Genomic DNA, 24,809 nt, shown 5'->3' on the forward strand with positions numbered 1-24,809 from the left:
TACCATGAACCACAACTTAGCTATGCAGTTGCGGGAAGGGACACAGAAGTCTCATGCACTGGCAGAAAACACAGCATTTATGAAATGCTTTCTCAAAGGTGTTGTTGAAAGGGACCCCTTCCGTCATCTAATCGCTAACCTATACTTTATTTACAGTGCTCTAGAAGAGGAAATGCGACGGCATGCCCATCATTCTGTCGTGGGTACCCTGTATTTCCCTTCCTTAGAGCGAGTGCCACAATTAGAAAAAGACCTTGCTTTTTACTATGGCAAAAATTGGCGTGGTGGGATTATGGCGTCCTCAGCCGGTCTCCACTACATAGAACGCATTCATCAGGTGGCTAACCAGAATCCATCCTTATTGGTTGCCCATGCCTATGTGCGCTATATGGGTGATCTCTCCGGCGGGCAAGCTCTAAAGGCCATTATCCGTTCTGCTTTACAACTACCGGAAGGCTATGGGACGGCCTTTTATGAATTTGACGATATCTTTGACGATATCTCTACTGTGGAAGCTCGACGGGCTTTTAAGGGGCAATACAGAGATGCTTTAAACTCATTGCCCATTGAGATGAGTCTAGTACGAAAAATTGTTGACGAAGCAAATGTAGCATTTCGACTGGATTGTAATATTGTTAATGAGCTAGAGCCTCTGGTGAAAGCAGCCATTGGCGAACATGTCTTTGACTTGATTACTCGCCAGGATACACTTGGCCGTACAGAATACCATCATCGGTCACCGACAGTATCTACTGAACTCGTGTCTTCAGTAACTGTCTAATCATTGACTTGTTCATCGGCTACCTCCTCTTCTATGAACCTCCATATCCCCCGCAAGGGGGATTTTTTCATAACTGCTCGATTGACCATATCCAGTAACTAGGAGAAATACGATGCCACTAGCCGAGAAAGATACAACTATACCGCCCAATCACCTCAATATTATGGGGTATGTAAATCGCTCTGAAGTCAACGGTCCAGGGCGTCGGGCCGTGGTATGGGTACAGGGCTGCTTACGAGAATGTCCAGGATGTTTTAATCCGGCCTCCTGGTCTTTTGAACCTAACCAGATAGTATCCATTGATGAACTGGTCAGCCGTATCCTGAATGATCCTGAAAACGAAGGGGTGACATTCTCAGGGGGGGAACCCTTTTGGCAAGCAACTGCCCTGGCAGAAGTAGCCCGACAGGTTAAAAAACATGGGTTAAACGTCATGTCGTTTAGCGGGTTTACATTAGACGAATTACAGAAAACTGATGCCCCTGAAGGTTCCCAGGCACTGTTAAAACAGTTGGATATTCTCATTGATGGTCCATATGTTGAGTCCCTAGCCATCAATGAACCCACTTCACCGGTCTCATCTCGCAATCAACAAGTACGGATCTTTAATCCGGACCTAGCCAATCGCATTACATGGGCCAGTGATCAAATAGAAGTCCATGTTTTCAAGGATGGCAGTCGCCTGGTTACGGGGTATCAAGGCTATTCATATGAATAACTGCGTTGAGAAAAACTAGGGTGTGACTCCGAGCTAATAGGTCGTTTCATAGTGTCGTTGCTAATAGGTCGTTTCATAGTGTCGTTCTTTTTGTAGATATGGCTGCAACCCCTGATGGCCTGGATTTAGCCAAGCGTGCACATCGGTCAATGGTTGAATATCAGCCAATAATGTTTTCAGAGTGTCACCTTCAAGGCTCTCCGCCGTCAGCAGTTTTTGGGCAATTCGTTCTAAGACTGCTTGGTTCCTCGCTAAGAGCGCAGTGGCCATTTGATAAGCATGATCAATTAGCTCTTTGATTTCACCATCAATAGTCTCCGCCAGATGAGGACTAATGGGGCGACGAGGCTGTCCAAATCCGTCTAAAAATTGTGCTTGGTTACGTTCTACAGCCATGGGACCTAGGGTTTTGCTCATGCCATAAAGCGTGATACAGCGTTCGGCTAAGTCTGTTGCTTTTTGGATATCATCACTGGCCCCAGTGGAAACCTTGTTGAAAATCAATTCTTCGGCGGCACGTCCCCCCAATAGCATCATCAATTGGCCTCGAATCTCATCTTCCATCATTAAGAACCGATCGTCCTCTGGTAGCTGGAGTGTATACCCCAGAGCAGCCACACCTCTAGGTACAATTGAAATCTTCTCAATGCTCCCAGTGCCGGGCATTAGGGCACCGATGATCGCGTGTCCAGCTTCATGGCAGGCCACTGTTTGCTTCTCTAGCTCGCTAAGGATCCGTGACTTTTTCTCAAGCCCAGTTAACATTCGCTCAATGGCTTCATTAAAATCAGCCATTGTTACAGCTTCACGGTTTTTGCGAGCAGCTAATAAGGCTGCTTCATTGATTAAGTTGGCTAAATCCGCCCCAGCAAAACCGGGGGTACGGGCTGCTAGCTTAGATAACACAACATCATCTGACAGCTGCACCGTCTTAGCATGAACATCTAGAATGGCTTTTCGTCCCTGGCGATCAGGGCGATCCACGACAATACGACGATCAAATCGACCTGCCCTTAACAGCGCTGGATCTAACACCTCAGGGCGGTTAGTGGCTGCCAGCAGAATCACACCCGCATTGGGTTCAAAGCCATCCATCTCCGCCAAAAGCTGATTTAATGTTTGTTCCCGTTCATCATTGCTAGCGAAAGGGCCATTGGCAGTCCGCGATTTACCTAAAGCATCTAGTTCGTCGATAAATACAATACAAGGGGCTTGTTGTTTAGCCTGCTCAAACAAATCTCTTACCCGTGAGGCCCCGACACCCACGAACATTTCAATAAATTCTGATGCTGAAATACTGAAAAAGGGCACTCCGGCTTCTCCAGCAATGGCTCGTGCCAGCAACGTTTTACCGGTTCCTGGCGGGCCCACTAATAAAACTCCCTTGGGAATTTTGGCCCCCAGGCGAGTATATTTTTTTGAATCCTTTAGAAAATCAACAATTTCTTGGAGTTCGGCCTTAGCCTCGTCTACGCCAGCCACATCGTCAAAGGTAACGCTATTCCCACTTTGGGAATATATGCGTGCTTTGCTTTTACCAACACTGAGGGCTGCGGGGCCTGCTTGCATTCTATTGGCAAAGCTTCCCCATAGTATCCACACTATCAATAGTGGAAATAATAGGCTCCAGAGACCCCCTACCCAACGACCATTGGTTGGTAAGGCCGTAATCTCAACGTCATGTTGTCGTAGGATGCGAGATAAATCTGGGTCGGCGGGTAAGGGCGTTGTCGTTGCCACCTCTGGTTGAGTAGCCGCTTCATCGTTGAGAGATGTATCAACGGGTATGAGCGTATATTCAATTTCATGTTCGCTGATTTTTACGGTGGCGACCTGACCGCTTTCAACCTGGGTGAGGAATTCACTGTAGGGAACTGCCTCAGGGCGTTCTGGCATACGAGTCATCGTAAATACCATAATTAGCAGCCAGACCATAAGCCAGCTGAGATTAATTAGCGCAGGCCTCCAACCGGTTGGATTGTCTTTGGGTGGAGATGAACGAGGAGGGGTACGGTTTTGCATAGCATTGCACGGATAAGTGATGATGTTTACAGGCTTGATCCCGAAGCATTTGCAGCCATATCGTTCAGGGCCTAATGCCACATACTTTGAGTGTAAACAGCTGATTTGAGGAACTTATGAGTATGATCCCCGTGGCGAGACAGGCCTGTCTCCTCGTGCAGTTATCGCCCATTACTGAATTATTATCTCCTGAGCCCTAATTACCCACCTAACTCAAATCTCCCTGCATCACTATCTGACTTTTCTAGGGTCTCTTCTGCACGACTCAGCATTGTTTCCTTTAAATGCTCGGTTGTCTGGCGTTGTTGTGTAACATGTTCACGTTCTTCAGCAGCCACTGAATCCTCAGTATCCAAACTTTCTACTGCTCGATTTAACATCTTTTCGTCTAACTGCTCTGCATGCTGACGCTTTTGAGTGTTAGCGGCTCTAGTTTCCTGTTCAATATTCATGGTGGTTTTTAACTGTAATTAAGCCATGGATAGGGTAATCAAGCATTCTGAGGATATTGTGAGGATTGAGGCTGCCCTGGGGTGTGCGATCGCAACTGAGCATCGGGCTGACGGCAATCATGTCCGGTGCGATCTCATTAACGTGTTGTTACACCCCTCACAAATTCCTCAAGTTTTTTGTCTAAGATCACCACAAGAGTAACAGTGACGCATTTTTACGTTTATTTAATTTGAGTAACTGCCGATAGAAATAATTCCTTGTTTACTAATAGCCAGTATGGTGGCAAATTCAACGTCAAATCCAGCATCCATGATGCCTCCTGCCGTCTTTCATATGGAGCAGGTCAGTAAGGTCTATGTAATGGGCGAGGTCAAGGTGCATGCACTGGAGTCAGTGGATTTAGACCTTTACGAGGGAGAGTTTGTCGTACTACTGGGACCATCAGGTAGCGGCAAGTCGACACTGTTAAATATTTTGGGCGGTTTAGATGTCCCCTCCGGTGGCCAGGTTTATTTTCGCAACCAGGCCATGAATAAAGCCAATGAACAGTCTCTGACTCGATTTCGCCGCCAGTCGGTGGGGTTTGTGTTTCAGTTTTATAACCTGATTCCCAGCCTGACAGCCAGGGAGAATGTGGCCCTGGTGACAGATATTGCTCGCCATCCTATGAAACCGGAAGATGCCCTAGAGCTAGTCGGTTTAGCCGATCGGTTGGATCACTTTCCGGCGCAGCTGTCGGGGGGAGAACAACAGCGGGTTGCGATCGCCCGTGCCATTGCCAAACGTCCCGAAGTTCTCCTCTGCGATGAACCCACCGGAGCCTTAGATTTCAAGACTGGCAAGCGAGTATTAGAGACCCTGGAACGAGTCAACCAAGAATTTGGCACCACAACGGCTGTAATCACCCACAATGCAGGCATTGCCGCCATGGCAGATCGCATCGTCCACATGCGCAGTGGCAACATTGCCGATATTAAACGAAATGAACAGAAAGCGTCTCCGGCGGAGTTGGAGTGGTGAGGGGATATGGCACTGAAAGCCTTAGACCGTAAACTATTTCGAGATCTCCTGCGTATGCAAGGGCAGGTGCTGGCAATTGTCCTGATTGTCACCTGTGGCATGGCCAATCTGATCACCATGATGAGCACCCACGGGTCACTACAGCTCACCCAGGACACCTACTACGACCAGTACCGGTTTGCCGATGTATTTGTCCAGCTAAAGCGCGCCCCCAAAAGCCTGACCGCCCGGTTTGAGCAAATTCCGGGGGTGGGGGTTGTGCAAACGCGCGTGGTCCAGGATGTAACCCTGTCCGTAGAGGGCCTGGCGGAACCGGCTACCGGACGATTAATCTCGATTCCTGAGCACCCCACCCCAATGCTCAACGATCTGTTTATTCGCAAAGGGCGCTATCCAGAACGAGGGGATGAGGTGCTGGCCAGTGAAGTCTTTGCTGAGGCCAATCACCTGGAACTCAACGACACGGTTGGGGCAATTCTCAATGGGCGCTGGCAAACCCTACGGATCGTTGGTGTTGCCCTATCACCAGAGTATATCTATGAGATTCGGGGCACGGAAATTGTTCCCGATAACCAACGCTTTGGCATTCTCTGGATGCAGCAGGAGGCCCTGGCAACAGCGTTTGACATGGATGGGGCCTTTAACGATGTCAGCTTAAGGCTGATGCCAGGTGCCAGTGAAGCCGAGGTGATCTTTCAGCTAGACCAGCAGTTGGAAACCTATGGTGGATTAGGGGCCTTTGGTCGAGAAGATCAAATTTCCCATACCTTTATTTCCGATGAGATTCGTCAGCTGTCGGCCCATGCTGTCTTTGTACCCAGCATTTTTCTAGGAATTGCCGCTTTTTTGTTAAATCTGTTGCTCAGTCGGTTAGTGAGCACCCAGCGAGACCAAATTGCAGTGATGAAAGCGTTCGGCTATGACAACTTTATGGTGGGGCTGCACTATCTAAAACTCGTACTGATCGTGGTGTTGCTAGGTGTCGTTCTAGGCAGCGGTCTGGGTTGGTGGATGGGGCAAGGTATGACCCGCTTGTATGCGGATTTTTATCACTTTCCGGTGCTGCAATATGAGGTGCGACCATCGGTACTGGTGACGGCGCTATTGGTCAGTGGTGGTGCCGCAATATTAGGGGCGTTTCTGGCGGTGCAGCGCGCGGTGTCGCTTCCACCAGCTGAAGCCATGCGGCCTGAACCTCCGGCCACGTATCGGCCTACATTAGTGGAGAAACTGGGCCTACAGCGGTGGTTTTCTGCACCTAGCCGCATTATTCTCCGGAATTTGGAGCGACGTCCGGTGCAGGGATTGTTGTCGGTGGTGGGCATTGCGGTTGCGATCGCAATCCTGGTACTGGGCCGTTTTTTCACCGACGCCATGGATGCCCTTGTGGATATCCAGTTTCGCACCATTCAGCGAGAAGACATTACCCTGGTCTTTAACAATCCCCTATCGAGCCGCGCCCAGTTTGACCTTTACAGCTTGCCAGGGGTATTACGGGCCGAACCCTTTCGCACGGTGCCCGCTCGGCTGCGCTTTGGTCACTATCAAAAACTCAGCGGCATCAACGGTGTGGAGCCCGGTAGCGAACTCCGTCGCCTGCTGGACCGCGAGCAGCGGCCAGTAACATTACCGCCTGAGGGAGTTGTTTTATCCACAAAGCTGGCGGACATTTTACAGGCCCACCTGGGAGACCAAATCACAGTGGAGGTGTTAGAAGGAGAGCGTCCCACGCGTACCGTGCCAGTCACCGGCATCTTTGACGAGCTGGTGGGCATTTCCGCCTACATGGATATCCATGCCCTCAATCGCTTAATGCGAGAAGGATTTACCCTTTCCGGTGCCTATTTACAGGTGGATGAACACGAACAACAGCAGCTTTATGCCGAGCTTAAACAAACTCCTGCTGTGGCCAGCGTCGCCATGCGTCAAACCACCATTGATCAGTTCAACGACATTCTCACCAGGAGCATGGCAGGATTTACCATGGTATTGGTAGGGTTCGCGTCGGTCATTGCCTTTGGGGTGGTGTACAATGCCGCCCGCATTGCTTTATCAGAACGGGAGCGGGAACTGGCCACCCTGCGGATCATTGGATTTACCAAAGGTGAAATTGCGTTCATCTTATTAGGAGAACAGGCGGTGCTATTAACGCTATCAATTCCCATCGGGTTTGCTCTGGGCTTTGGTATGGCGGCACTGATGACTGAGATTTATGACTGGGAGCTGTTTCGCTTTCCTTTGGTCATCACTCCAGCCACCTATGCCTTTGCTTTTGTCGTGATTATGGCGGCAGCGTTGGCTTCTGGCTTACTAATTCGACGGCAGCTGAATCGACTGGATTTGATTGCTGTTTTAAAAACAAGAGAGTAATAGAAGTTATGAAAAGAGCGCACAGGAGATAGGGGCAGCAGAGGATACCGGGGGGAAAGGTTTATTATTAACCACTAATTCTTGGAGCAAAAATCAATGCAGTACTCTTATATAAAAGCTAAAACTTGCTTCCCTCCTGGGATGGCAACGGGGTCGGTTGTCCACTAACACTCCTCAAAACCACTCATCAAGTTCCTCTGCCTAAGGAGATCTCACTATGACTCAGGCCCAGAAACAAACGGTCAAAAACTTGTTTCGACGGAAGCCCAAGGATCCGTCGACTCCTGCGACCCGACGGCAACTTCGTTTGCCTCGCTGGTTGCCCTATGGTCTAGCTGGTGTAGGTATTACTGTTCTGGTGGGTCTCGCCTTTCGACCTACCCCCATTCCCGTGGACATAGGAACCGTGACAACTGGTCCGTTGCAGGTGACTATTGATGCTGAGGGAGAAACGCGGGTTAAAGATCGATATGTGGTCTCAGCACCTGTGGATGGACGCTTACGGCGAATCGATCTAGAAGCAGGGGATCTGGTGGAGGCCAATGCTGTTGTTGCACAGCTTGATCCATTGCCCCTAGATAGTAAAGTACAGACGGCCCAAGCACGATTGCAGGAGTTGCAGGCTGAGCTGGTGGGGGTGGATACCCAGCGACCTAAGGCAGAAGCTTTGGCCCAGGCGTCTGCTCGACTACAGGCGGCCCAGGCAACACAACAGGCTGCCGCCGCAGAGGTGGAAGAGACTCGGGTGGAGCTGGAGCAGGCACGTCGCGATCGCAACCGAGCCCAAGATTTAGAAACACGGGGTGCCATCTCTCGTCAGGCCAGAGAGGCGGCTGAACTTGAGGAAAATCGTCTGACACAGGAACTGGCAGCGGACGAGAAACGATTGGGCAGTGCGATCGCAAATGTGACAGCTGCCCAGGAAGCCCTAGCGTTGCTGCGAGAAGAACAACGCGACCCTGATTATTTAGAAGATGCCTACCGCGCCCAAATAGCTGGGGTGGAGGCAGAGCTAGCCAACCTGGTGGATGAGGCACAACGCACAACAATCTCGGCCCCCATTAGTGGCTCGGTGCTACGGGTACCCGATGAGAGTGCTCGTTTTGTTCAAGCCGGAGACCCCTTACTAGAGTTAGGAAACCCAGGTGATTTGGAGTTGGAGATTGATGTGCTGTCTACAGACGCAGTGCAGATTGAACCTGGCGATCAGATTATTGTTGATCAATGGGGTGGCCCCAAGCCACTGGCAGCTACCGTCAGCTATATTGAACCTGCGGCCTTTACCGAAGTGTCTGCCCTGGGCGTAGAAGAACAACGGGTCAATGTTATTGGCACGTTGACTGAACCTACAGCCAATCCTTTGGGGGATCGGTATCGCATTGAAGCCCAGATTGTCACATGGGCAGACAAAAATATCTTACAAGTGCCAGTTAGCGCACTTTATCGCTGCGGTGAGAGCTGGTGTGTGTTTGTTGTGGAAGATAATCAGGCCCAGCCCCGTGAGATTAACATTGACCACCGCAGCACTATGGCGGCTGAGGTGACGGAGGGATTAAGGGATGGAGAACAGGTGGTGCTACATCCCAGTGAGGAACTTGAAGCTGGACGTCAGGTTAAGGAGAGATAGCTGACTGGCTGAAAAAAAAGTTGCCCAGACTATGAAATAAGAAGATATCGAGAGTAATTCTACTGAATTTGGAGATATAGACGATGAAGGTTTTATTCACCTTGATTGATGACAATCTGCCAAATTTATTCCCAGGTAACAGCACTAAAAGAGTCTGAGGATAATCACTTGTACCTGCGTCATTACAAATAAGAAGTCCCCCATAATCAATAAGACTTATGGAGGACTTCGGTTTAGAGATAGGGGGTTAGTTGATAGAGTGTTCTATCGACCAGATATTGGGTTAGACATAGAGAGTTTGCAATAAAGCATGTTAGCCGTTTGGAGCCACTCTATGCCAGCATGGTTAATACAGACACATGTGAGGAGCAGTCCCAACTCTGTTTTAATATAACCATCAATTTTTCTTGGATTGTGTCTCAGATCACAGCATAGAACTCCGGATAGTGAGGCTCATCAAGGCTTGAACAACTAGCCGTATAAAACATCACGGTCTTCAATAAACAATGGGCTCAGTAATCTAAAGCCTTTATAATTTCTAACATTGAGCGATGGCCGGCTCAATTTTAACAACAGATCAACCGCTACAGATCCGTTGGTAGTTGCCATATGCTTCTTAAAGCAGCTCAATTTTTACATCAGAAACGTAACAGAAAAATCTTGTCTAGAGTAGCGATTGTTACATACTGAGTAAAGTGATAAAAGCTAGTGTCAGAGTACGTAATTACGCCAGAACGAAATATCGAATACCCAATACTAAATGTTGAGTGGATCCATGAGTCCGCTAACTAACTGATCCAAAATTTACGTCTACCTCGTTTATCAGGGAAGTCAACAATATGCCTCAAACATTGTTTAAGGTGGATCTGACAAAATCCATGTCAGAACAAGAATTGCCGGGTCATAATCGCTGGCATCCAGACATTCCAGCCGTTGTTTCTGTCAATCCTGGGGATGTGTTTCGGATTGAGTGTAAAGACTGGACAGATGGGCAAATCAAAGATAATGATAGCCCTGACGATATTCGAGATGTTGATTTAACAGTCGTACATGTGCTCAGTGGTCCTATTTGGGTCAATGGCGCAGAGCCAGGGGATATCCTGGTGGTAGATTTGGTCGACATTGGGGCACTGCAAGGAGATGAGTGGGGATTTACTGGCATTTTTGCCAAGAACAATGGCGGTGGTTTTCTAACGGACCATTATCCTGAAGCTGCTAAAGCGATTTGGGACTTCCAGGGGATTTACACCACATCTCGCCATATTCCAGGGGTAAAATTTGCCGGGATTACCCACCCAGGTTTGATTGGCTGTGCGCCATCCCATGAGTTGTTGGCTACATGGAATAAGCGAGAGGCAGAATTGGTTAATACTGCCCCCGATTTACGTACCTACGGTACTGGGCTATCGGGCGATCAGCCAGTGTTGGCAGCCTTGCCGAATCCAAACAATGCCATTTTAGGCACTGTATCAGCCGCAGAGTTTGATCGAATTGCTGCAGAAGCAGCTCGTACGGTTCCACCCCGAGAACATGGGGGAAACTGCGATATTAAGAATCTCTCTAGAGGCACCCGCATATACTTCCCGGTATATGTGGAGGGTGCCAAACTCTCCATGGGAGATATTCACTTTTCCCAAGGGGATGGAGAGATTTCTTTCTGTGGAGCCATTGAGATGTCTGGGTTTATCGACCTACATGTGGATATTATCAAGGGTGGCATGGACAAGTATGGCATGGTTAACCCCATTTTTAAGCCAGGTCCAGTCGAACCTCACTATTCAGAATACCTGGTGTTTGAAGGTATTTCTGTCGATGAGTATTCAGGTAAACAATATTACATGGATGTGCATATTGCCTATCGCCGTGCTTGTTTGAATGCGATTGAATATCTGAAAAAGTTTGGTTTTACAGGTGAGCAGGCCTATTTACTGTTAAGTTGTGCCCCTGTAGAAGGTCGAGTCAGTGGCATTGTTGATATTCCTAATGCCTGTTGTACGTTAGCGATTCCGACGGAAATCTTTGACCAACCTATTTTGCCAGTTTAGCAAGGAGAAAAATATATGCCACTTTACGATTATAAGTGTGCCGACTGTGGCCCCTTTGATGTGTGGCGAAAGATGGCTGAGGTGAAAATACCCCTGCCCTGCCCTGGCTGTGGTGTGATTGCCACCCGAGTTTTTACAGCACCTAACATCAGTCTCAATACAGGCAGTTTAAGTCGAGTGAGTCACTCCGCTGAACCTCGGTTTGTTAAGCGCCAAGATGTACCACCGACGCCCACTAATCAAAGCTCCAAAGGGGGGCGTCCTTGGATGATTGGCCATGCATCTCAACGCCTTTAAGTTAACTAAGACCAAGACAAAAGGTGTATAAATTCATAGCTGTGGTGTAGGCCGATTAATAAACGGCCCCTAAGCTTTGCGCTTTAGCAAAACGCGTAGAAATCGATAAACCCCCCGACTGATGTCCAGTAAGGCGAGAGGAATACGAACCCTTAGAGGCGAGAGAAAAGGTCTATAAACCCAATAGTAAAATGTCTTTAGATCGTCCCAGGCTAAACCAGAACCTGCTCGCAGAAAGTCTGAAATATCAACAACAAGGCCCCGGCCTTGTTGTATCATGACATTTTTACCATGGACATCGTGGGGGCGTAGTCCTCGACTGCGAGCATAGTCTAAAGCTTGATCAATATCTAAAATCACCTGTTTAGGAATGCGTCGACCCTGGTGTAGACAGTTATATAAGGTGACGCCCTCTAGGCACTTAAGGACTAAAAAATTATCTCGGGCGTAGAAACATTGAGAGAAAGCGGGATGAATGCCTATTCTGCGATAAACTTCGGCTTCATCTTCAAAACCAGGGCGATCTGGGGCATAGATCTTGACGGCTAAATCGGCATAGTCGGGATGGGTAAATACCGCCGCATAGTTGCCCGTACCTAACAACTGCCACGGAGCCGGAATATGCTTGACCTCAATGGGGTCATGGGGCCTAATACTTTTAAGGCTAACCTGAGGACGCAGTTCTTGTTCAATCATCGCCACCAGAGTCTTAATCGACTGGTTGAGCAGCACATTATCCACAACAGGGCTGCTGGTTGAATAATCAGCTCTGTCATACAAGAACATCTTGCTGTAGTGATTATGCATGGCTGACCAGATCGATATGGGGGCATTGCAGCCATTATATAGGCCACGTTCTAAAGTTGGAGCTAGCTGATTGCGCCCATATATAGATAGTAAGAATAGATAAAACTCTTTGCAGGTTGTCTAAGATGGTCACCTTTGATCACAGCGAATAGGATATTGGATTGAATCTCTGGCTCTATATCCTCTCCAGAATATCGTGGTTTCCATTAACTAACCTGAACGTGAAATCTTTAAGAGATATCTTTACCAGTTTATAAGTGCACACACTGGATTTGTTGTTGAACCACTCGCGCACAATTCTGGAAAGCCGATACCTCCGCCTCATTCAGTCGAGTTTCCAAACGATAATGAACACCCTGGCGGCCAACAACACAAGGCACACTGAGGCAACAGTTAAATACATCACAGTACCCATCGATTAATACCGTCACTGGTAGGGTATATCGCGAATCCTCTACGATACTGCGTACAATCATCTCCATGGCTAAAGATACCGTGTAATTGGTATACCCTTTAGCTTTGAAAATAGTCCATGCTGATTGTTTCGCCTTTTCCACCATCTGTTGGCGTAAAGGATTGGCATCAATTAATGCACCACCGCTTGTAGCCGAACTAAGAGCGGCAAATTGACTGTCTCCGTGTTCTCCTAAAATATAGGCGTTGATATCGGCAGGGTGGATACCTAGTTGAGTGGATAACAGATCACGAAATCGGGCTGAATCAATAAGTGTGCCAGTGCCAATTACCCGTTGCCAGTTGATTTCCTCAGACTGTTGTCGAGCAATCTGTAAGATTTGGTAAGTTAATGCGTCAACGGGATTGCTGACATTCACAAAAATAGCGTTCGGGCTATAGCGCGCCAGAGGCGGGATCAACGTTTGCATGATTTGAGTGTTTTGCAAGTACAGCTCATTGCGGTTTATCATGTTTTTAGGCATCGGGGCACTGACTGCAATGACAATGATGTCTGAATTAGCAGTGTCTTCTAATTCACCATCTCGGACCACAAGTCGATAGGGGGTGAGAGCTACAGCTTGCTGAATATCGATGGCTTCAGCATGGGCAATTTCTCTGGTGCGGTTATATAGCACTAATTCGGATGCTAAACCGCCTTTTGCTAAAACAAAGCTAATGGTTGAACCGACTTTACCGATGCCAATGACAGAAATTTTCATGGCCTGTAGTTTCCTGCATACACTACTTAATTCTACTCACCACTTTTCAGTGGAAGGACGAATTTCTACATCAAAGGACCAGGCTGATCGGGGTTGATGGGCGATGTGAAATGTTTCTTCGGCAATATCAACTGGTTGGCAGAAGAACTCTTTAGAAATTGTTATTTGTTGGTTCAAAGGGTGAGTGTTGAGGCCTTGAACAGGTAGATCTTTTGACCAGGGGGTTGCGATCGCAGCATCAATGGTCAGATAGGCTACATGAATGCCTTTGGGTCCCAACTCGCGGGCCAGGGACTGCGCTAAAATCCGCTGTGCCGCTTTCGTGGGGGCAAAGAGAGCATAGGTGGGAATTCCTCTATGGGCTGCTGTGTTGCCAGTCACAATAATGGTGCCACTACCCGTTTGCACCATCGGCGGTGCCAGCTGACGCACCAGGTAAAGCAGAGAGGTCGTATTGACTCGAAAATTATGTTCTAATGTCTCCGGCTCAGCGTTTAGAAACGTTCCAAACGTAGCACTAACGGCATTGTGAATTAGCACAGAAGGGTGTCCCATCTCTGCTTGGATATGTTTTACGGTGGTGAGTAATTCCTCTAAATTACTCACATCACAGCCATAGGCGTGAGCCTGAGGGATTTCCTGCTCAAGTTTCCGGAGCCGCTCGCGGTTACGGGCAAGCATGGCCAACCGATAGCCACTTTTAGCAAATCGGCGGGCAATTGCGGCTCCTGTCCCCTCTCCCACCCCTGTGATTAAACAAATTGGCTGAGTCATGGGTTATCTCCTGATGGAATGGTTATCTCTCCCTGGCTGACTTGAACTGAATTTCCACCAACGCGAATGGCAGATATTTTGTTACCGTCTTTATCGGCCTCAATGTCTAGAAAGCTGGGCCGTCCCATGTCAAATCCCTGTTCAATCACCCAGCGTAATTTTCCAGGTTTTGCAGTTTGGCCCAGATAGCCTGCAAAAGCGGTGGCGGCGGCTCCAGTGGCTGGATCTTCTTGGATACCCATGGCGGGTGCAAACATCCTGGCTCGAAAATCGGAGCCTTCTAATTCTGGATCAGGGGTGAACAGATAAATGTGGGGAGCCCAATAGGAGGCTAATGTTGCTTCCCATGTGGTGAGATTGAGTTGCGCTTTGGCTAGGGTGGTGCGATCGCAAATCGGAATAAACAAAAATGGTACCCCGCAGGATAACGCCTGAGGTGTCCAGTTATCTGCGTGTAAATCTGACGGTTGGAGAGACAGCATAGAAGCTAGCTTAGCCAAAGGGGGAGGCTCTGGGCCAAACTCTGGCAGTTGAGCTGCTGAAAACTGTGCAAAGGTGGGTTGACCATTGGTGCTATGAATGACAACTGGAATATCGCCAACGCCTTCTTCGAAAATAATCGTTGTCTTATTTTCGCTTAAAGGCACCTTGCCGATGGCTGCCAGTACATAGGCCGTACCAATGGTGGGATGTCCGGCAAAGGGTAACTCAGTGCCTGGGGTGAAAATCCTCAGGCGATAGGTTCCCTCTGTGGTCTCTGGCGACAGAACAAATGCAGTCTCAGATAAATTAAACTCATTGGCAATCCGCTGCATTTGCTCTGGTTTTAACCCGTCTGCTTCTGGAAAAACAGCCAGGGGATTACCGCCAAAAATATGTTTGGTAAAAACATCAACGGTGTAAAAACGGTAACGCATAGAGCACTCCAGTAGGTAAGGATTGTTCGTTGGGCCGGGTAACAGAGAAAGCGAGATTCCTGGACGATTTTATCGGTAGTGTCGTTGATCTAACCAGATGCGAACCTCGTTTTCTGAGCTGAAGTAATGCATTTTCTCATCCAGCGGATCGTAGATTCGGTAGTAGCGCTCACCGTTTCTATCCTGGTGTTCTGAAACCACGGGTTCAGTGCTCACTTGATCGTGCAAAAACTGCGCCACGGTCTGAGCCATTGCCATAAAGGCTGCTTGAATTCTGTTTTTGGTGAAGGTTGCCGGAGTCTGCTGATGGGATCTACTTTTAGCAGTATCCGCCAACCGATTTGAAAATGAGGAGGACTTCATGACTGTCTCCTTAATCAGGATGACTAATTGGTATAGTGGGGTGAAATTTAGACTATGGAAAAGAGTTGAATGATGACAGCGAGGGTGAGTGCGATCGCAGTAATAACAACAACTTCTCGATCTGTCTGTTTCATAGCTTTAGGGGTTGGCTGTGACCAATCCTTTGTCTTCTACAAGCTTTGTCAGCCCATGGGTGTCAGTGTTGTAGACATAGCCGTAGATGTTGACATGTTTGGGTGTACCTTTCGATTCCCTGACTAAGCGAGTGTCATACTTCAGGGATGTGGCAAAGTCACCAATGGAGATGCTGGCCCGCTCATAAAGAGCCGCAATGTCCTGATGATGTTCACGTTTATAGGCCTCGATCAGCCCATCCGGTGTGAATGTGGTGGCTCCGCAATAGGTATGATGGACGATGACAATATTCTCAATGCCAAATAAATGTTGTGCCACTGTAATTGAGCGCAGTGCATCCACGGCTCGCCCCCCGGCCACAACAACTTCAAAGAGAGTGGCCGACGAAGCAACTTTATTTCCCTGGACATCGGTGACAATAGTGCCCGGATACACCTCGTCAAATTCTTCTGCCACAGCGATGGGAATTTCAATCACCCTGGGATCATAACAATAGACCACAATTGTTCTCAGATTTGGTACGGCCTTGGCAAATTCCTGACGTACCGTTGGTTCATGGTAGTTAGGTTGTTTTGAGAAGATGTAAGCATCAAAATTTGGTACTGTAGAACTCATGATGTAACTCCTTTGGGTTAATAAATTTTCTCATTTGAGCTGAACTAAGCCCTGGGCCTAAATATGAAGCCAAAACCTAATCCCTTTCTGGGATGGGAAACGGGGTGGGTTAACCGCTAACACCTTAAATTGCTCCCCTCATTACGCCAATTTTTCAACAAAAACGCTGTTGTCATCTTTCGGATTTATTTTCCCAATCCGCATCACCTGATGAATCCGCTTATCCACTTCGTAGACTCGAACCCACTCTAGATCTCCAGCCTGTTTTAATAACCCAGAATGGGGCGATCGCACCGTTTGCCTGTACTGCACCTGAGTCATGCGGCAGGCTTGGCCACCATAGCGATAGAGGTATCCAGTGGTCCCTTCTATCACCCAACGAGCCTGATACAGCTTCCAGAACTGACCGTCATGTTCGTAAATATCAAATGTCATCTCATACTGACTCTCTATTTGAAGATGCCAGGGGTTCCCCTCGATCTTTTTCCAGTCAGTAACCAGACTGCCGTCTTCAAATTCTTGACCTGGAATTTTCCATTGCAGTGTGTTTTTCATGATTGTTGCATGATTAAAATACGACCAGTCGTCTTAAAATAACGATAATTTCTCAATGTAGGGCCGCACAGCTGTGCGGCCAATGCAGGATATTCGCTATTTATCTAAATTTGGACACACGCAGGTGCGTTCTTGCATGGATTGTGGAGAGGTTTAGGGAGCCACCAAATAACTGTTGAGCAACTGCCATAATTTCCGGATGGGTTCTACCGATTGTTCGACCTGCATGCGCAGTAAAGCGCCTTCATAGGCATTGATCAAAAAATCTGCAAGGTCTTCGGCAGAAATATCATGCCGAATTGAACCTTGGGTCTGGCCCCGCTTCAGGGTTTGGAGAAACTGGTTTTTCATGGCGGCAAATCCCTCAATCATGGCCTGTTGGCATCGCTCACTGCTTGCCCCCAACTCTGCTCCTAAATTACCGATAATGCAGCCTGCTTTCACCTCCTGATGTCGCTGCATTTCTTGCTCAAAAAACTGTTCAAGGGCAATCAGTGCGTTGTCCTCTGAACCATTGAGCCAAGCGGCCATGTTTGTCACAACCCACCTGGCATAGTGCCGAATGACATCAGCCCCAAACTGTTCTTTGCTGTCAAAGTAGTTGTAGAAAGACCCCTTGGGAACCTTGACTAAATCCACAACTTCCTTGATGCCAGTGCCATGATAGCCCTGATCCATAAACAGCTTAATGCCTTGGTCCAGTAACTTTTCTCGAGTATTGTCGTTGCGTTTTGGTCTAGCCATGGGCTTATTATATGACCGGTCGTCTTAAAAGTCAAGTGACTGACTCATGGTTGTCAGGAACTTTGTGGGTGGCAACTGGGTATTCATCTCCTTGTAGGGGGCATAAAGAAGACGAGGCAAGGGGTTTGAGTGTGACATGTATAATAGACAAACCACTTGCCCATTGATATTTAGAAGACAACTTGAGCGCCAATAATCAGTACTGCAGCCCAAGAGACTAGGTAGGTGGGGGTTCTCAGGTAAGGGACACCCAGAATGTAAACACTAGCGTGGAATATTCTGGCCCAGAAAAAGACAGCGGCCCAAATGTTAACAATGTCGTTGTTAGCATCGGTTAGATAAGCTGCAAGCACGACAGCGGCAAAGGCAGGTAAGGTCTCAACCATGTTGAGGTGGGTGCGTTGGGCCCGTTCTGCCCATACTGGAATTGCCGGGGCTTCGGCTGGGAACTTTTTGCTGGGATAGTTGCTGGCAAATGCTGGAATGCCCCATACAAAGACTCGATTGAGAATATAGGGGGTCCAAAGGAGGACGCACAGCATGCCGCTGGCAGCGAGATAAAACAAGGATGAGTTCATGATTTTCTCCTGATGAGTTATCAGACTGTGATCCTCTCACATACAGAGGATCACAGTCTTCTGTTGAATTAATTCAGAGAAGGGGATTGTCCGATCAGCTGATCATCGATCAATAAAATTTCTATGGCTATTCAGTGCCACGGAAGGGATAGTTGTTGGGAATGACGTATTCCAATCCCTGAATTAGGAAGTCAAAGCTGATGCGGGAAAAGGGATGGGTGCCCAAGTTAGCTAGGTAGATATGACCGTTGGGTTTGATCAGAAAAAGGGCGGGTTCACTAAACAGAGTGGGCTCATTATCAAAATGTCCCTTGCTTAGGTATAGCCCCCAACGGCGCATATCGTCATAGGTTAGGCCATATCCCAGCGTTAGCTGTTGTGAGTTAGTTTTTGCTTGCAATTGAGCCGCCTTCTCCTGATCATCGCCACTAATGGCAATAACGGTGACACCGAGCTGACTAAAGGCATTGAGTTTTTGTTCTAGTTCGCTGATGTATTGGACGCAAACAGGACAATGCAGACCTCGGTAGAAAACTATCATCGTGTAGTTTTCAGGCGTCTGGTCAGTCAGATTCCAAAGGCCATGGTTCAATGTGTTCACTTCCAAAGCAGGAGCTGTATGCCCCATGACCAGTTTGGCAGAGGTTCCATTTACAGTGGCTGTCATAATTGTTGTTTGAGTTTAATGTTCGCGTTGTTAAGGGATAAGGGCTTTGAGAAGTTATCGTTTGCCCTTGTCTCCTTAATGGTGTCCCAGGTTAAACTATTCAACAAGGCTATTCTGAGTATAAAACCTATAGAAGGTACCTATAGATGGATTTATATCAAGTGCGTTATTTCCTGGCAATTGCTGAAACAGGTACATTTTCACGAGCGGCTGAGCGGCTTTATCTGTCCCAGCCCTCTCTCTCCACCGGGATTAAGAAATTGGAGCAGGAGTTGGGGGTATCTTTGTTTGAGCGCGGGGGGAGGCGCACGGTGCTGACGGCGGCAGGGCGATCTTTTATGGAGAAAGCCCAGGTGATTATGGAGCAGTACCAGGCGGCTTTGCATGAGCTGAAGGGATTTAATGATGAGACTACGCTGCGTCTGGGTGTTTTGAGTACGATGCGCGTTGCGGTTTTGGCTAATTTAGTCAGTTCCTTTCAGCAGCATTACCCCCATATCACGGTTGAGTTACACGATGGCACGCTGGAGACGTTGCAGGATGGGTTAGAGCGAGGGGATGTGGATGTTGTTTTAACGGTGTTGAGTTTGCGTGGGGTATCTCAACCGGTGGTTCATGCTGATTCTCAGACGTCTACTGTGCTCTTTCGGCAGCCGTTGCGGTTAGCGGTGCCGCTCAGCCATCCGTTTTCTCAGCGGACTTCAGTGCGTCTGGCGGAGCTGGAGGGGCAACCGTTTATTGACCGGATTAATTGTGAGTTTTTTCCCCAGGAATGTCAGATGTTGGATGCTGCTCATATTCGTCCTAAGGTTGTTTATCGGGCGAGCCATGAGGAATGGGTGTTTTCGTTGATTCAGGCAGGATTGGGGCTGTGTATTATGCCTTACTGGCAGGGGATACCGGGTATGGTGTATCTACCGGTTTCAGATTTGGACTTTGAGCGCACCATTGGACTAAAATGGCGGCCACATCAGCAGTCTGAGCTGGTGGAACAGTTTTGCCATTTTGCTGCTAGCTATGATTGGCAGTCAAAGGAGCATGCTGCTCTTTAGTTTTTGGTGGGGTGAGTTTACAGTCGATGGCGGCTTTGACGCTGCATTCGACGTTTTGAATGTATGCCTTGATGCCTTATGTTACCTGCATATTTTGCAGCCACTAGTGGCTGTTCTTGGGATGAACTCATCCCTGGGAGACGAGGACTTTTTGCAGCAGCATGAGTAGATCTCGAGTAGTAAACGGTTTATTTAGGGTGCCATCTAACCTTAATTCGTTCGCTACCGAATCTGCCTGCGTTGGGATAATCGCTCCAGTCATGGCCACCACCTTCACCTCAGGCTGAAGCCGTTGCAACAGCGGAATAGCAGTTTGACCATCCATATCTGGCATCATCAGGTCGATCAAAATGCAGCGTACTAAAGCGCGGTGTTCGGCTAGCATTGCGATCGCACCCAATCCATCATTAGCAATCAGCACCTGATACCCATAGGTCTCCAACGACAGCCGCATCACCTTACAAATTGCCGGATCATCATCCACCACCAGAATCACCTCTTGGTGACCGCACAACAATTCTAACGGTGGTGTTGGTACCGAAACAGAATTGGGATCAGCGGGCAGATAAACATGAAACTGACTGCCCTCACCCACCGCTGTTTGCATCGTGATAAAACCATTGTGGCTTTTCACAATATTGAGCACAGCGGCTAACCCCAGCCCCGTACCCTGACCGGTGGATTTGGTCGTAAAAAACGGATCAAAAATATGTTCTTGAATTTCTGGTGCAATCCCTGTGCCCGTATCTGTCACGGTCACCATCACATGGGGACCCGGCGTAGCATCACCATGCATTTGTAAATAGGGCTCATCAATCACCAAGTTTTTTGCAGAGACCCGCAAGATGCCCCCCTCGGACATGGCATCTCGGGCATTGACACAGAGATTCATGAATACCTGGTGCAGCTGTGTCTCATTACCTTTGACCAACCATAGATCGGCAGGCACCTCAACATGAACATTTATAGACTGAGGCAAAGTTTGTTTTACAATCTGATTTGTCTCTGCTAACAAATCGCCGATGGATAGGACACTGCTAACACTCTTGCCATCTTGGGCAAATGAGAGAATTTGCTGGACGAGTTTGATCCCCCGCTGAGCACTACAGTTTAAGGTTTCAATCAGCTGCTGCGACCGTTCGTCGATGGTCTCCAGGGTAATCGGTAATAATTGCCCAGCGGCCAAAATAGGAGTCAAAATATTGTTAAGATCATGGGCAATGCCACTGGCTAACGCCCCTAGACTTTCCAGTCGCTGGGCCTGCAAAAATTGAGATTCCAGCTGTTTCTTTTCAGTAATATCCAAATGGATGCCTAACATTCTCAGGGGTTTGCCATCCTCCCCGTTGAAAATGCGACTGCTGACACTAATCCATCGAATACCGCTGGGGTGGGAGATTCTAAACTCACTGTTGAGACCCTTGCCCACGGTGACAGAGCGCCATAAATCTTGCTCGACCCGAGACCGGTCTTCACTGTGAATTGCCTTGATCCAATTATCATAGGACCCATCAAAGTCACCCCGAGATACCCCATAAAGTGCCTCTAATTCTGCACTCCAGGTAACTTCGTTGGAGCGAATATTCCATTCAAAAATGCCGGTTTTACCCGCCTTTTGGGCCAGGGCTAGCCGCTCCTGCACCGTTTGACGATAGTTGACCTCCTGGCGTAGTCGCTGATTGGCCAGCTCTAACTCCCGCGTCCGTGCCTGCACCCGATGTTCTAAGGCTTCATTGGCTGCCCGTAGTGCCTCGGCCTGCTGCTTGCGCTCAATGGCATAGCGGAGCGATCGCACCAACACCTCATGGTGCATTTGTCGTTTAATCAAATAGTCTTGCGCCCCTTGGCGCACAGCTTCAACCGCAAGCTCAGGATTGTTGGTATTGGTTAAAACCACAATCGGAACGCTGGGTGCCTGGTGGAGGAGCGCATTCAGTGAACTCAGGCCATCGCTATCGGGCAACGTCAAATCCAACAAAACAACATCATAGGTGTTGTCCTGTAGCTGCTGTAGCGCCTTACCAAGACGTTCCACATGGGTCAAGAGAAACTCATCATATAAGGTTTCCCTGAGAAACTCTTGTAGAAGTCGAGCATCGGCAGCGCTATCTTCAATCAATAACACTCGGGTGCTAGTCCCTAGTCTAGGATCGGTCAAAGTTTGGGTAGCGTAGCGGTTTTCAGCCAAAACTCTTCAATTCCTTGGATGATGGTAAATAGCTGAGCTAAATTACGAGATTTGGAAATGTAGCAGTTGACATGTAAGTCATAGCTATTAAGAATGTCATCTTCATTGCGCGATGTCGTTAATACGACCACTGGAATATGTTTAAGCTTGGGATCAGCTTTGATTTCGGCTAAGACCTCTCGACCATCTTTTTTAGGTAAATTGAGATCAAGAAGGATTAAATCAGGCATCTTGACTTGCTGAAAGTCGCCCTCGCGACGCAGGTAGGCCATAGCTTCTACACCGTCTCTAGCGACAGCAATATCACAGGCGGTACCCGCGTGTTTGAGGGCTTCTTGAATCAGGCGAATATCGCCCCGATTATCCTCGATCAAGAAAATAACTTTGCGTCCTGCGTCCACTGGTACGATCTCGACCTCCGACTGGCAATGTGAAATAGAATGTCGCGCCTTGACCTACTGCAGAGTCCACCCAGATACGACCTCGGTGACAGTCAGCAATCTTCTTGCAAATGGCTAAGCCCATACCTGAGCCAGGATACTCATCACGGGTATGTAACCGTTGGAAAATGACAAAAATACGTTCAAAAAATTCAGGATCGATACCAATGCCATTATCCCGTACTGAGAACAGCCAGCTATCTTCCTCACGGTCTACACCCACATGAATGGTGGGAGACACTTCAGAACGTCGAAACTTAATGGCGTTACCAATCAAATTCTGGAATAGCTGCATCAGTTGGGTGCCGTCAGCCACTAACGTCGGCATTGTGTCGTAGGTGACAACTGCCCCCGTTTCATGAATTCGTCCCTGTAGATTCTTTAAAGCTTTCTCTAAAGCTACATCAACTTCTGTTAGGGCACAGTCTATCCCTTGGATATCCACCTTGGAGTATAGCAATACGTCATCGATCAGGGTTTGCATTTGGTGCACACCCCCCACCGCATAGTTGATAAATTCCTTGGCGTCCTGGTCCAGTTCTTCGCTATAGCGCATTTCCAATAGCTGCACAAAATTGGCTACCTGGTTCAAAGGCTCCTGTAGATCATGGGAGGCGATGTAGGCAAACTTTTTTAATTCCGCATTAGATCGCTCTAGATCTTGAGCCAATAGGGCAAGTTCTTCGGCCTGGCGTAGAACTACATTGACAACAGCCTTGCGCAGTTCTAACGCTGCTTTAATTTCGATTGGTTTCCAATGGAGTGACTTGCATCGCACAGTCTCTTTCCACAGGGCAAACGACTGCCGTGGCGAGAGCTTTAGACCCTGTTCAGATTCTTCTACAGCATAGGCATTGTTAGGGTCACCGCCCCAATTGACCGTTTGAATCACCTCTGGACGGAACCAGAGCACATAGCTGCGCTTAGAAATGGGAATAGCCAATAACCCACTGGCTAAATGCTTAAAACGCTGGGCATCTGAATAGATTAGGGGTAAAGCATCGGTGTAGAAAATATCATCATCTAGCTGTTTCCCTAACCATTGGGTTAAATAGTTCAGCTCATTTTCTGACGGGGTGGCTCCCACTAAAGTCCACCGATTACCAAAGTAAACGGCTGCCCCACTAGCGCCAACCAGCTCCAGCAGGCTGGCTTGATCGCCTGTTAAACCCTCAACAAAATAATCCGCCTGGGACATAGCCTCAATCAGGCTGGACTGGACATTGGCGATCCGAATACGGTGGGCATGATCGGCAACTTCCTCTCGGGTGGCAATCTCGGAAAAGATCACCCGTCCTAAAAACTCACAAGCTTTACGGAGTTCGTAGGGAACATATTTAGCGGTTCGATGATGGCAGGCAATCAATCCCCATAGCTTGTTATCCTTCATCAACGAAATTGTTAATGAAGCCCCCACACCCATATTGTGGAGATATTCCAAGTGACAAGAATAGGCGCTACGCAGGATCGAGTGCGTTAAATCCGTAGGCTGTTGCGTCACCGGATTTTTAGCAGGATAGAGATCCACCGCAGTAGCCGCTGCGTCGGGAATTACCCGAATCCAGTTGGAGAGAAACATCTGGCGAGCTGTTTTGGGGATGTCCGATTCGGGATAATGCAGCCCCAAATACGGCTCCATGTCCTCACATTTTTCTTCTGCTACCACCTCACCATGGCCATCATCATCAAACTGGTAGAGCATAACCCGATCAAACCCGGTCACCTTGCGCACTTCTCGGACAATGACCTGGCAAAACGCATATAGCTCCGCTGTAGATTCCAGCTGATTAATTGAGGCCCTAGCCAGGTGATAAAAGCTTAAAAAAGGAATATTTTCTTGGGTAAGGGCAGGCTCAAGTTCAAGCACTAAAAAGCCATCGTTGCTGCGATGAAAGACAGCATCAAATACCTGATAATCATCCCCTTCTCTGCGTACCCATATCTTGACCGGATTAATAAAATCTAACTTCTCTTCTGTCAGTCCTACCTTAAATTGATCAACTTGGAAAGGATCGAGAATTTCATCTAAAGGCCTGCCGATGACGTCCCTGACGTCCAAGGCAAATTCATCAATTGTGTTGGTACTCGCCTGCAATACGGTCAGGTCATTGGGGTCTAGCACCAACACAACCCCATGGGGTTGAATCTTTGTCAGACTGGTGATTGATGGCTGTTTTAAGGCTGCCAGGTTGGGACTTGATTGAGTTAGATTTGTATGTATCATACTGTCCTCCGTAGATGATCAGTGAAGTGAACACCAAACGAACGATCAGCACGGCACTGTTCGCTAGGCGCAACGCCATCAATTATTGACAGCTACCTTGCAGAATATCCCAGGTCTCTCTCTGTGCCTTGTTTGAATTGTTAAATAAATAGGGAGTTCTTGAAATGCTGTCGTAGTCATGTGTTGAGGCGACTAAACTACTCTCTCAATCGCAACAATTATCATGACTTTTTACACATAAA

The 24,809-nt window shown here is 48.1% G+C and carries 24 protein-coding genes; 9 read left to right on the forward strand and 15 right to left on the reverse strand.

Translation table 11 applies throughout. The features are described from left to right. Positions 1-4: 4 nt before the first annotated feature. Together QGP82_RS00780 and QGP82_RS00785 are read left to right on the forward strand one after the other, a co-directional pair. A complete protein-coding gene (locus QGP82_RS00780) occupies positions 5-781 on the forward strand; it encodes a biliverdin-producing heme oxygenase (protein ID WP_163701958.1) in 777 nt (258 codons plus the stop codon). A 112-nt stretch (positions 782-893) separates the two neighbouring features. Next, a complete protein-coding gene (locus QGP82_RS00785) occupies positions 894-1,499 on the forward strand; it encodes a 4Fe-4S single cluster domain-containing protein (protein ID WP_163701956.1) in 606 nt (201 codons plus the stop codon). Between the two features lie 60 nt (positions 1,500-1,559). Here the strand turns inward: QGP82_RS00785 and ftsH are convergent, their stop codons facing one another. Continuing rightward, on the reverse strand, positions 1,560-3,521 hold the full coding sequence (gene ftsH, locus QGP82_RS00790) for an ATP-dependent zinc metalloprotease FtsH (protein ID WP_499056647.1): 1,962 nt from the start codon (positions 3,519-3,521) through the stop codon (positions 1,560-1,562). 200 nt (positions 3,522-3,721) lie between these two features. Beyond that, positions 3,722-3,973 carry a hypothetical protein gene (locus QGP82_RS00795; protein WP_163659196.1) on the reverse strand — a complete coding sequence of 84 codons (252 nt, stop codon included), beginning with the start codon at positions 3,971-3,973 and terminating at the stop codon, positions 3,722-3,724. A 25-nt stretch (positions 3,974-3,998) separates the two neighbouring features. On the opposite strand from QGP82_RS00795, the gene QGP82_RS00800 reads away from it, so the two are divergent. From QGP82_RS00800 to QGP82_RS00825, 6 genes are all read left to right on the forward strand, one after another. Beyond that, on the forward strand, positions 3,999-4,175 hold the full coding sequence (locus QGP82_RS00800; RefSeq protein ID WP_163659195.1) for a hypothetical protein: 177 nt from the start codon (positions 3,999-4,001) through the stop codon (positions 4,173-4,175). Between the two features lie 75 nt (positions 4,176-4,250). Beyond that, entirely contained in the window at positions 4,251-4,994 is a 744-nt protein-coding gene (locus tag QGP82_RS00805) for an ABC transporter ATP-binding protein (protein ID WP_163659194.1), read from the forward strand. A gap of 6 nt (positions 4,995-5,000) precedes the next feature. Then, on the forward strand, positions 5,001-7,364 hold the full coding sequence (locus tag QGP82_RS00810) for an ABC transporter permease (RefSeq protein WP_250564630.1): 2,364 nt from the start codon (positions 5,001-5,003) through the stop codon (positions 7,362-7,364). Positions 7,365-7,581: 217 nt separating this feature from the next. Next, positions 7,582-8,991 (forward strand): efflux RND transporter periplasmic adaptor subunit, encoded by a 1,410-nt coding sequence (locus QGP82_RS00815; RefSeq protein WP_499056649.1) that lies wholly within the window; start codon positions 7,582-7,584, stop codon positions 8,989-8,991. Positions 8,992-9,830: 839 nt separating this feature from the next. Further along, on the forward strand, positions 9,831-11,036 hold the full coding sequence (gene fmdA, locus QGP82_RS00820; RefSeq protein WP_163659192.1) for a formamidase: 1,206 nt from the start codon (positions 9,831-9,833) through the stop codon (positions 11,034-11,036). Positions 11,037-11,051: 15 nt separating this feature from the next. Beyond that, positions 11,052-11,333 (forward strand): FmdB family zinc ribbon protein, encoded by a 282-nt coding sequence (locus QGP82_RS00825; RefSeq protein WP_163659191.1) that lies wholly within the window; start codon positions 11,052-11,054, stop codon positions 11,331-11,333. A gap of 69 nt (positions 11,334-11,402) precedes the next feature. Here the strand turns inward: QGP82_RS00825 and QGP82_RS00830 are convergent, their stop codons facing one another. From QGP82_RS00830 to QGP82_RS00875, 10 genes are all read right to left on the reverse strand, one after another. Continuing rightward, positions 11,403-12,140 (reverse strand): serine/threonine protein kinase, encoded by a 738-nt coding sequence (locus QGP82_RS00830; protein ID WP_499056650.1) that lies wholly within the window; start codon positions 12,138-12,140, stop codon positions 11,403-11,405. 251 nt (positions 12,141-12,391) lie between these two features. Beyond that, positions 12,392-13,315 carry a malate dehydrogenase gene (locus tag QGP82_RS00835; protein ID WP_499056652.1) on the reverse strand — a complete coding sequence of 308 codons (924 nt, stop codon included), beginning with the start codon at positions 13,313-13,315 and terminating at the stop codon, positions 12,392-12,394. Between the two features lie 36 nt (positions 13,316-13,351). Beyond that, a complete protein-coding gene (locus tag QGP82_RS00840) occupies positions 13,352-14,089 on the reverse strand; it encodes an SDR family NAD(P)-dependent oxidoreductase (RefSeq protein ID WP_499056653.1) in 738 nt (245 codons plus the stop codon). After that, positions 14,086-15,006, reverse strand: a complete 921-nt coding sequence (locus QGP82_RS00845; RefSeq protein WP_499056654.1) for a PhzF family phenazine biosynthesis protein — start codon at positions 15,004-15,006, stop codon at positions 14,086-14,088. Before QGP82_RS00845 ends, QGP82_RS00840 begins: the two co-directional genes overlap by 4 nt. 69 nt (positions 15,007-15,075) lie before the next feature. After that, positions 15,076-15,369, reverse strand: coding sequence for a hypothetical protein (locus tag QGP82_RS00850; RefSeq protein ID WP_499056655.1), 294 nt, complete (start codon positions 15,367-15,369; stop codon positions 15,076-15,078). 138 nt (positions 15,370-15,507) lie between these two features. Beyond that, the gene (locus QGP82_RS00855; RefSeq protein ID WP_163659186.1) at positions 15,508-16,119 is read right to left on the reverse strand and encodes a carbonic anhydrase; all 612 of its coding nucleotides are present in this window, start codon (positions 16,117-16,119) and stop codon (positions 15,508-15,510) included. Between the two features lie 141 nt (positions 16,120-16,260). Further along, a complete protein-coding gene (locus QGP82_RS00860) occupies positions 16,261-16,674 on the reverse strand; it encodes a hypothetical protein (RefSeq protein WP_499056656.1) in 414 nt (137 codons plus the stop codon). Positions 16,675-16,827: 153 nt separating this feature from the next. Beyond that, positions 16,828-17,418, reverse strand: coding sequence for a TetR/AcrR family transcriptional regulator (locus QGP82_RS00865; RefSeq protein WP_163701935.1), 591 nt, complete (start codon positions 17,416-17,418; stop codon positions 16,828-16,830). A gap of 170 nt (positions 17,419-17,588) precedes the next feature. Further along, on the reverse strand, positions 17,589-17,996 hold the full coding sequence (locus QGP82_RS00870) for an MAPEG family protein (RefSeq protein ID WP_163701933.1): 408 nt from the start codon (positions 17,994-17,996) through the stop codon (positions 17,589-17,591). Positions 17,997-18,123: 127 nt separating this feature from the next. Then, a complete protein-coding gene (locus QGP82_RS00875) occupies positions 18,124-18,663 on the reverse strand; it encodes a redoxin domain-containing protein (RefSeq protein ID WP_499056657.1) in 540 nt (179 codons plus the stop codon). Between the two features lie 146 nt (positions 18,664-18,809). Here QGP82_RS00875 and QGP82_RS00880 point away from each other — a divergent pair, with 146 nt between their 5' ends. Continuing rightward, complete coding sequence (locus tag QGP82_RS00880) at positions 18,810-19,715, forward strand: LysR family transcriptional regulator (protein WP_499056658.1); 906 nt, start codon at positions 18,810-18,812, stop codon at positions 19,713-19,715. 127 nt (positions 19,716-19,842) lie between these two features. On the opposite strand, the gene QGP82_RS00885 is transcribed toward QGP82_RS00880, so the two are convergent. Genes QGP82_RS00885 through QGP82_RS00895 form a run of 3 tightly spaced genes read right to left on the reverse strand, consistent with a single transcriptional unit; the run spans position 19,843 to position 24,567 of the window. Then, positions 19,843-21,873 (reverse strand): ATP-binding response regulator, encoded by a 2,031-nt coding sequence (locus QGP82_RS00885; protein WP_250565928.1) that lies wholly within the window; start codon positions 21,871-21,873, stop codon positions 19,843-19,845. Next, positions 21,870-22,304: a response regulator gene (locus QGP82_RS00890; RefSeq protein WP_006514402.1), complete on the reverse strand. Its 435-nt coding sequence runs from the start codon at positions 22,302-22,304 to the stop codon at positions 21,870-21,872. The genes QGP82_RS00885 and QGP82_RS00890 overlap by 4 nt, the downstream gene beginning before the upstream one ends. Continuing rightward, a complete protein-coding gene (locus tag QGP82_RS00895) occupies positions 22,264-24,567 on the reverse strand; it encodes an ATP-binding protein (protein WP_490793310.1) in 2,304 nt (767 codons plus the stop codon). Before QGP82_RS00895 ends, QGP82_RS00890 begins: the two co-directional genes overlap by 41 nt. Between the last annotated feature and the right edge of the window lie 242 nt (positions 24,568-24,809).

The sequence above is a fragment of the Leptothoe sp. LEGE 181152 genome, assembly GCF_032906605.1.
Classification (GTDB): Bacteria; Cyanobacteriota; Cyanobacteriia; order Phormidesmidales; family Phormidesmidaceae; genus Leptothoe; species Leptothoe turfae.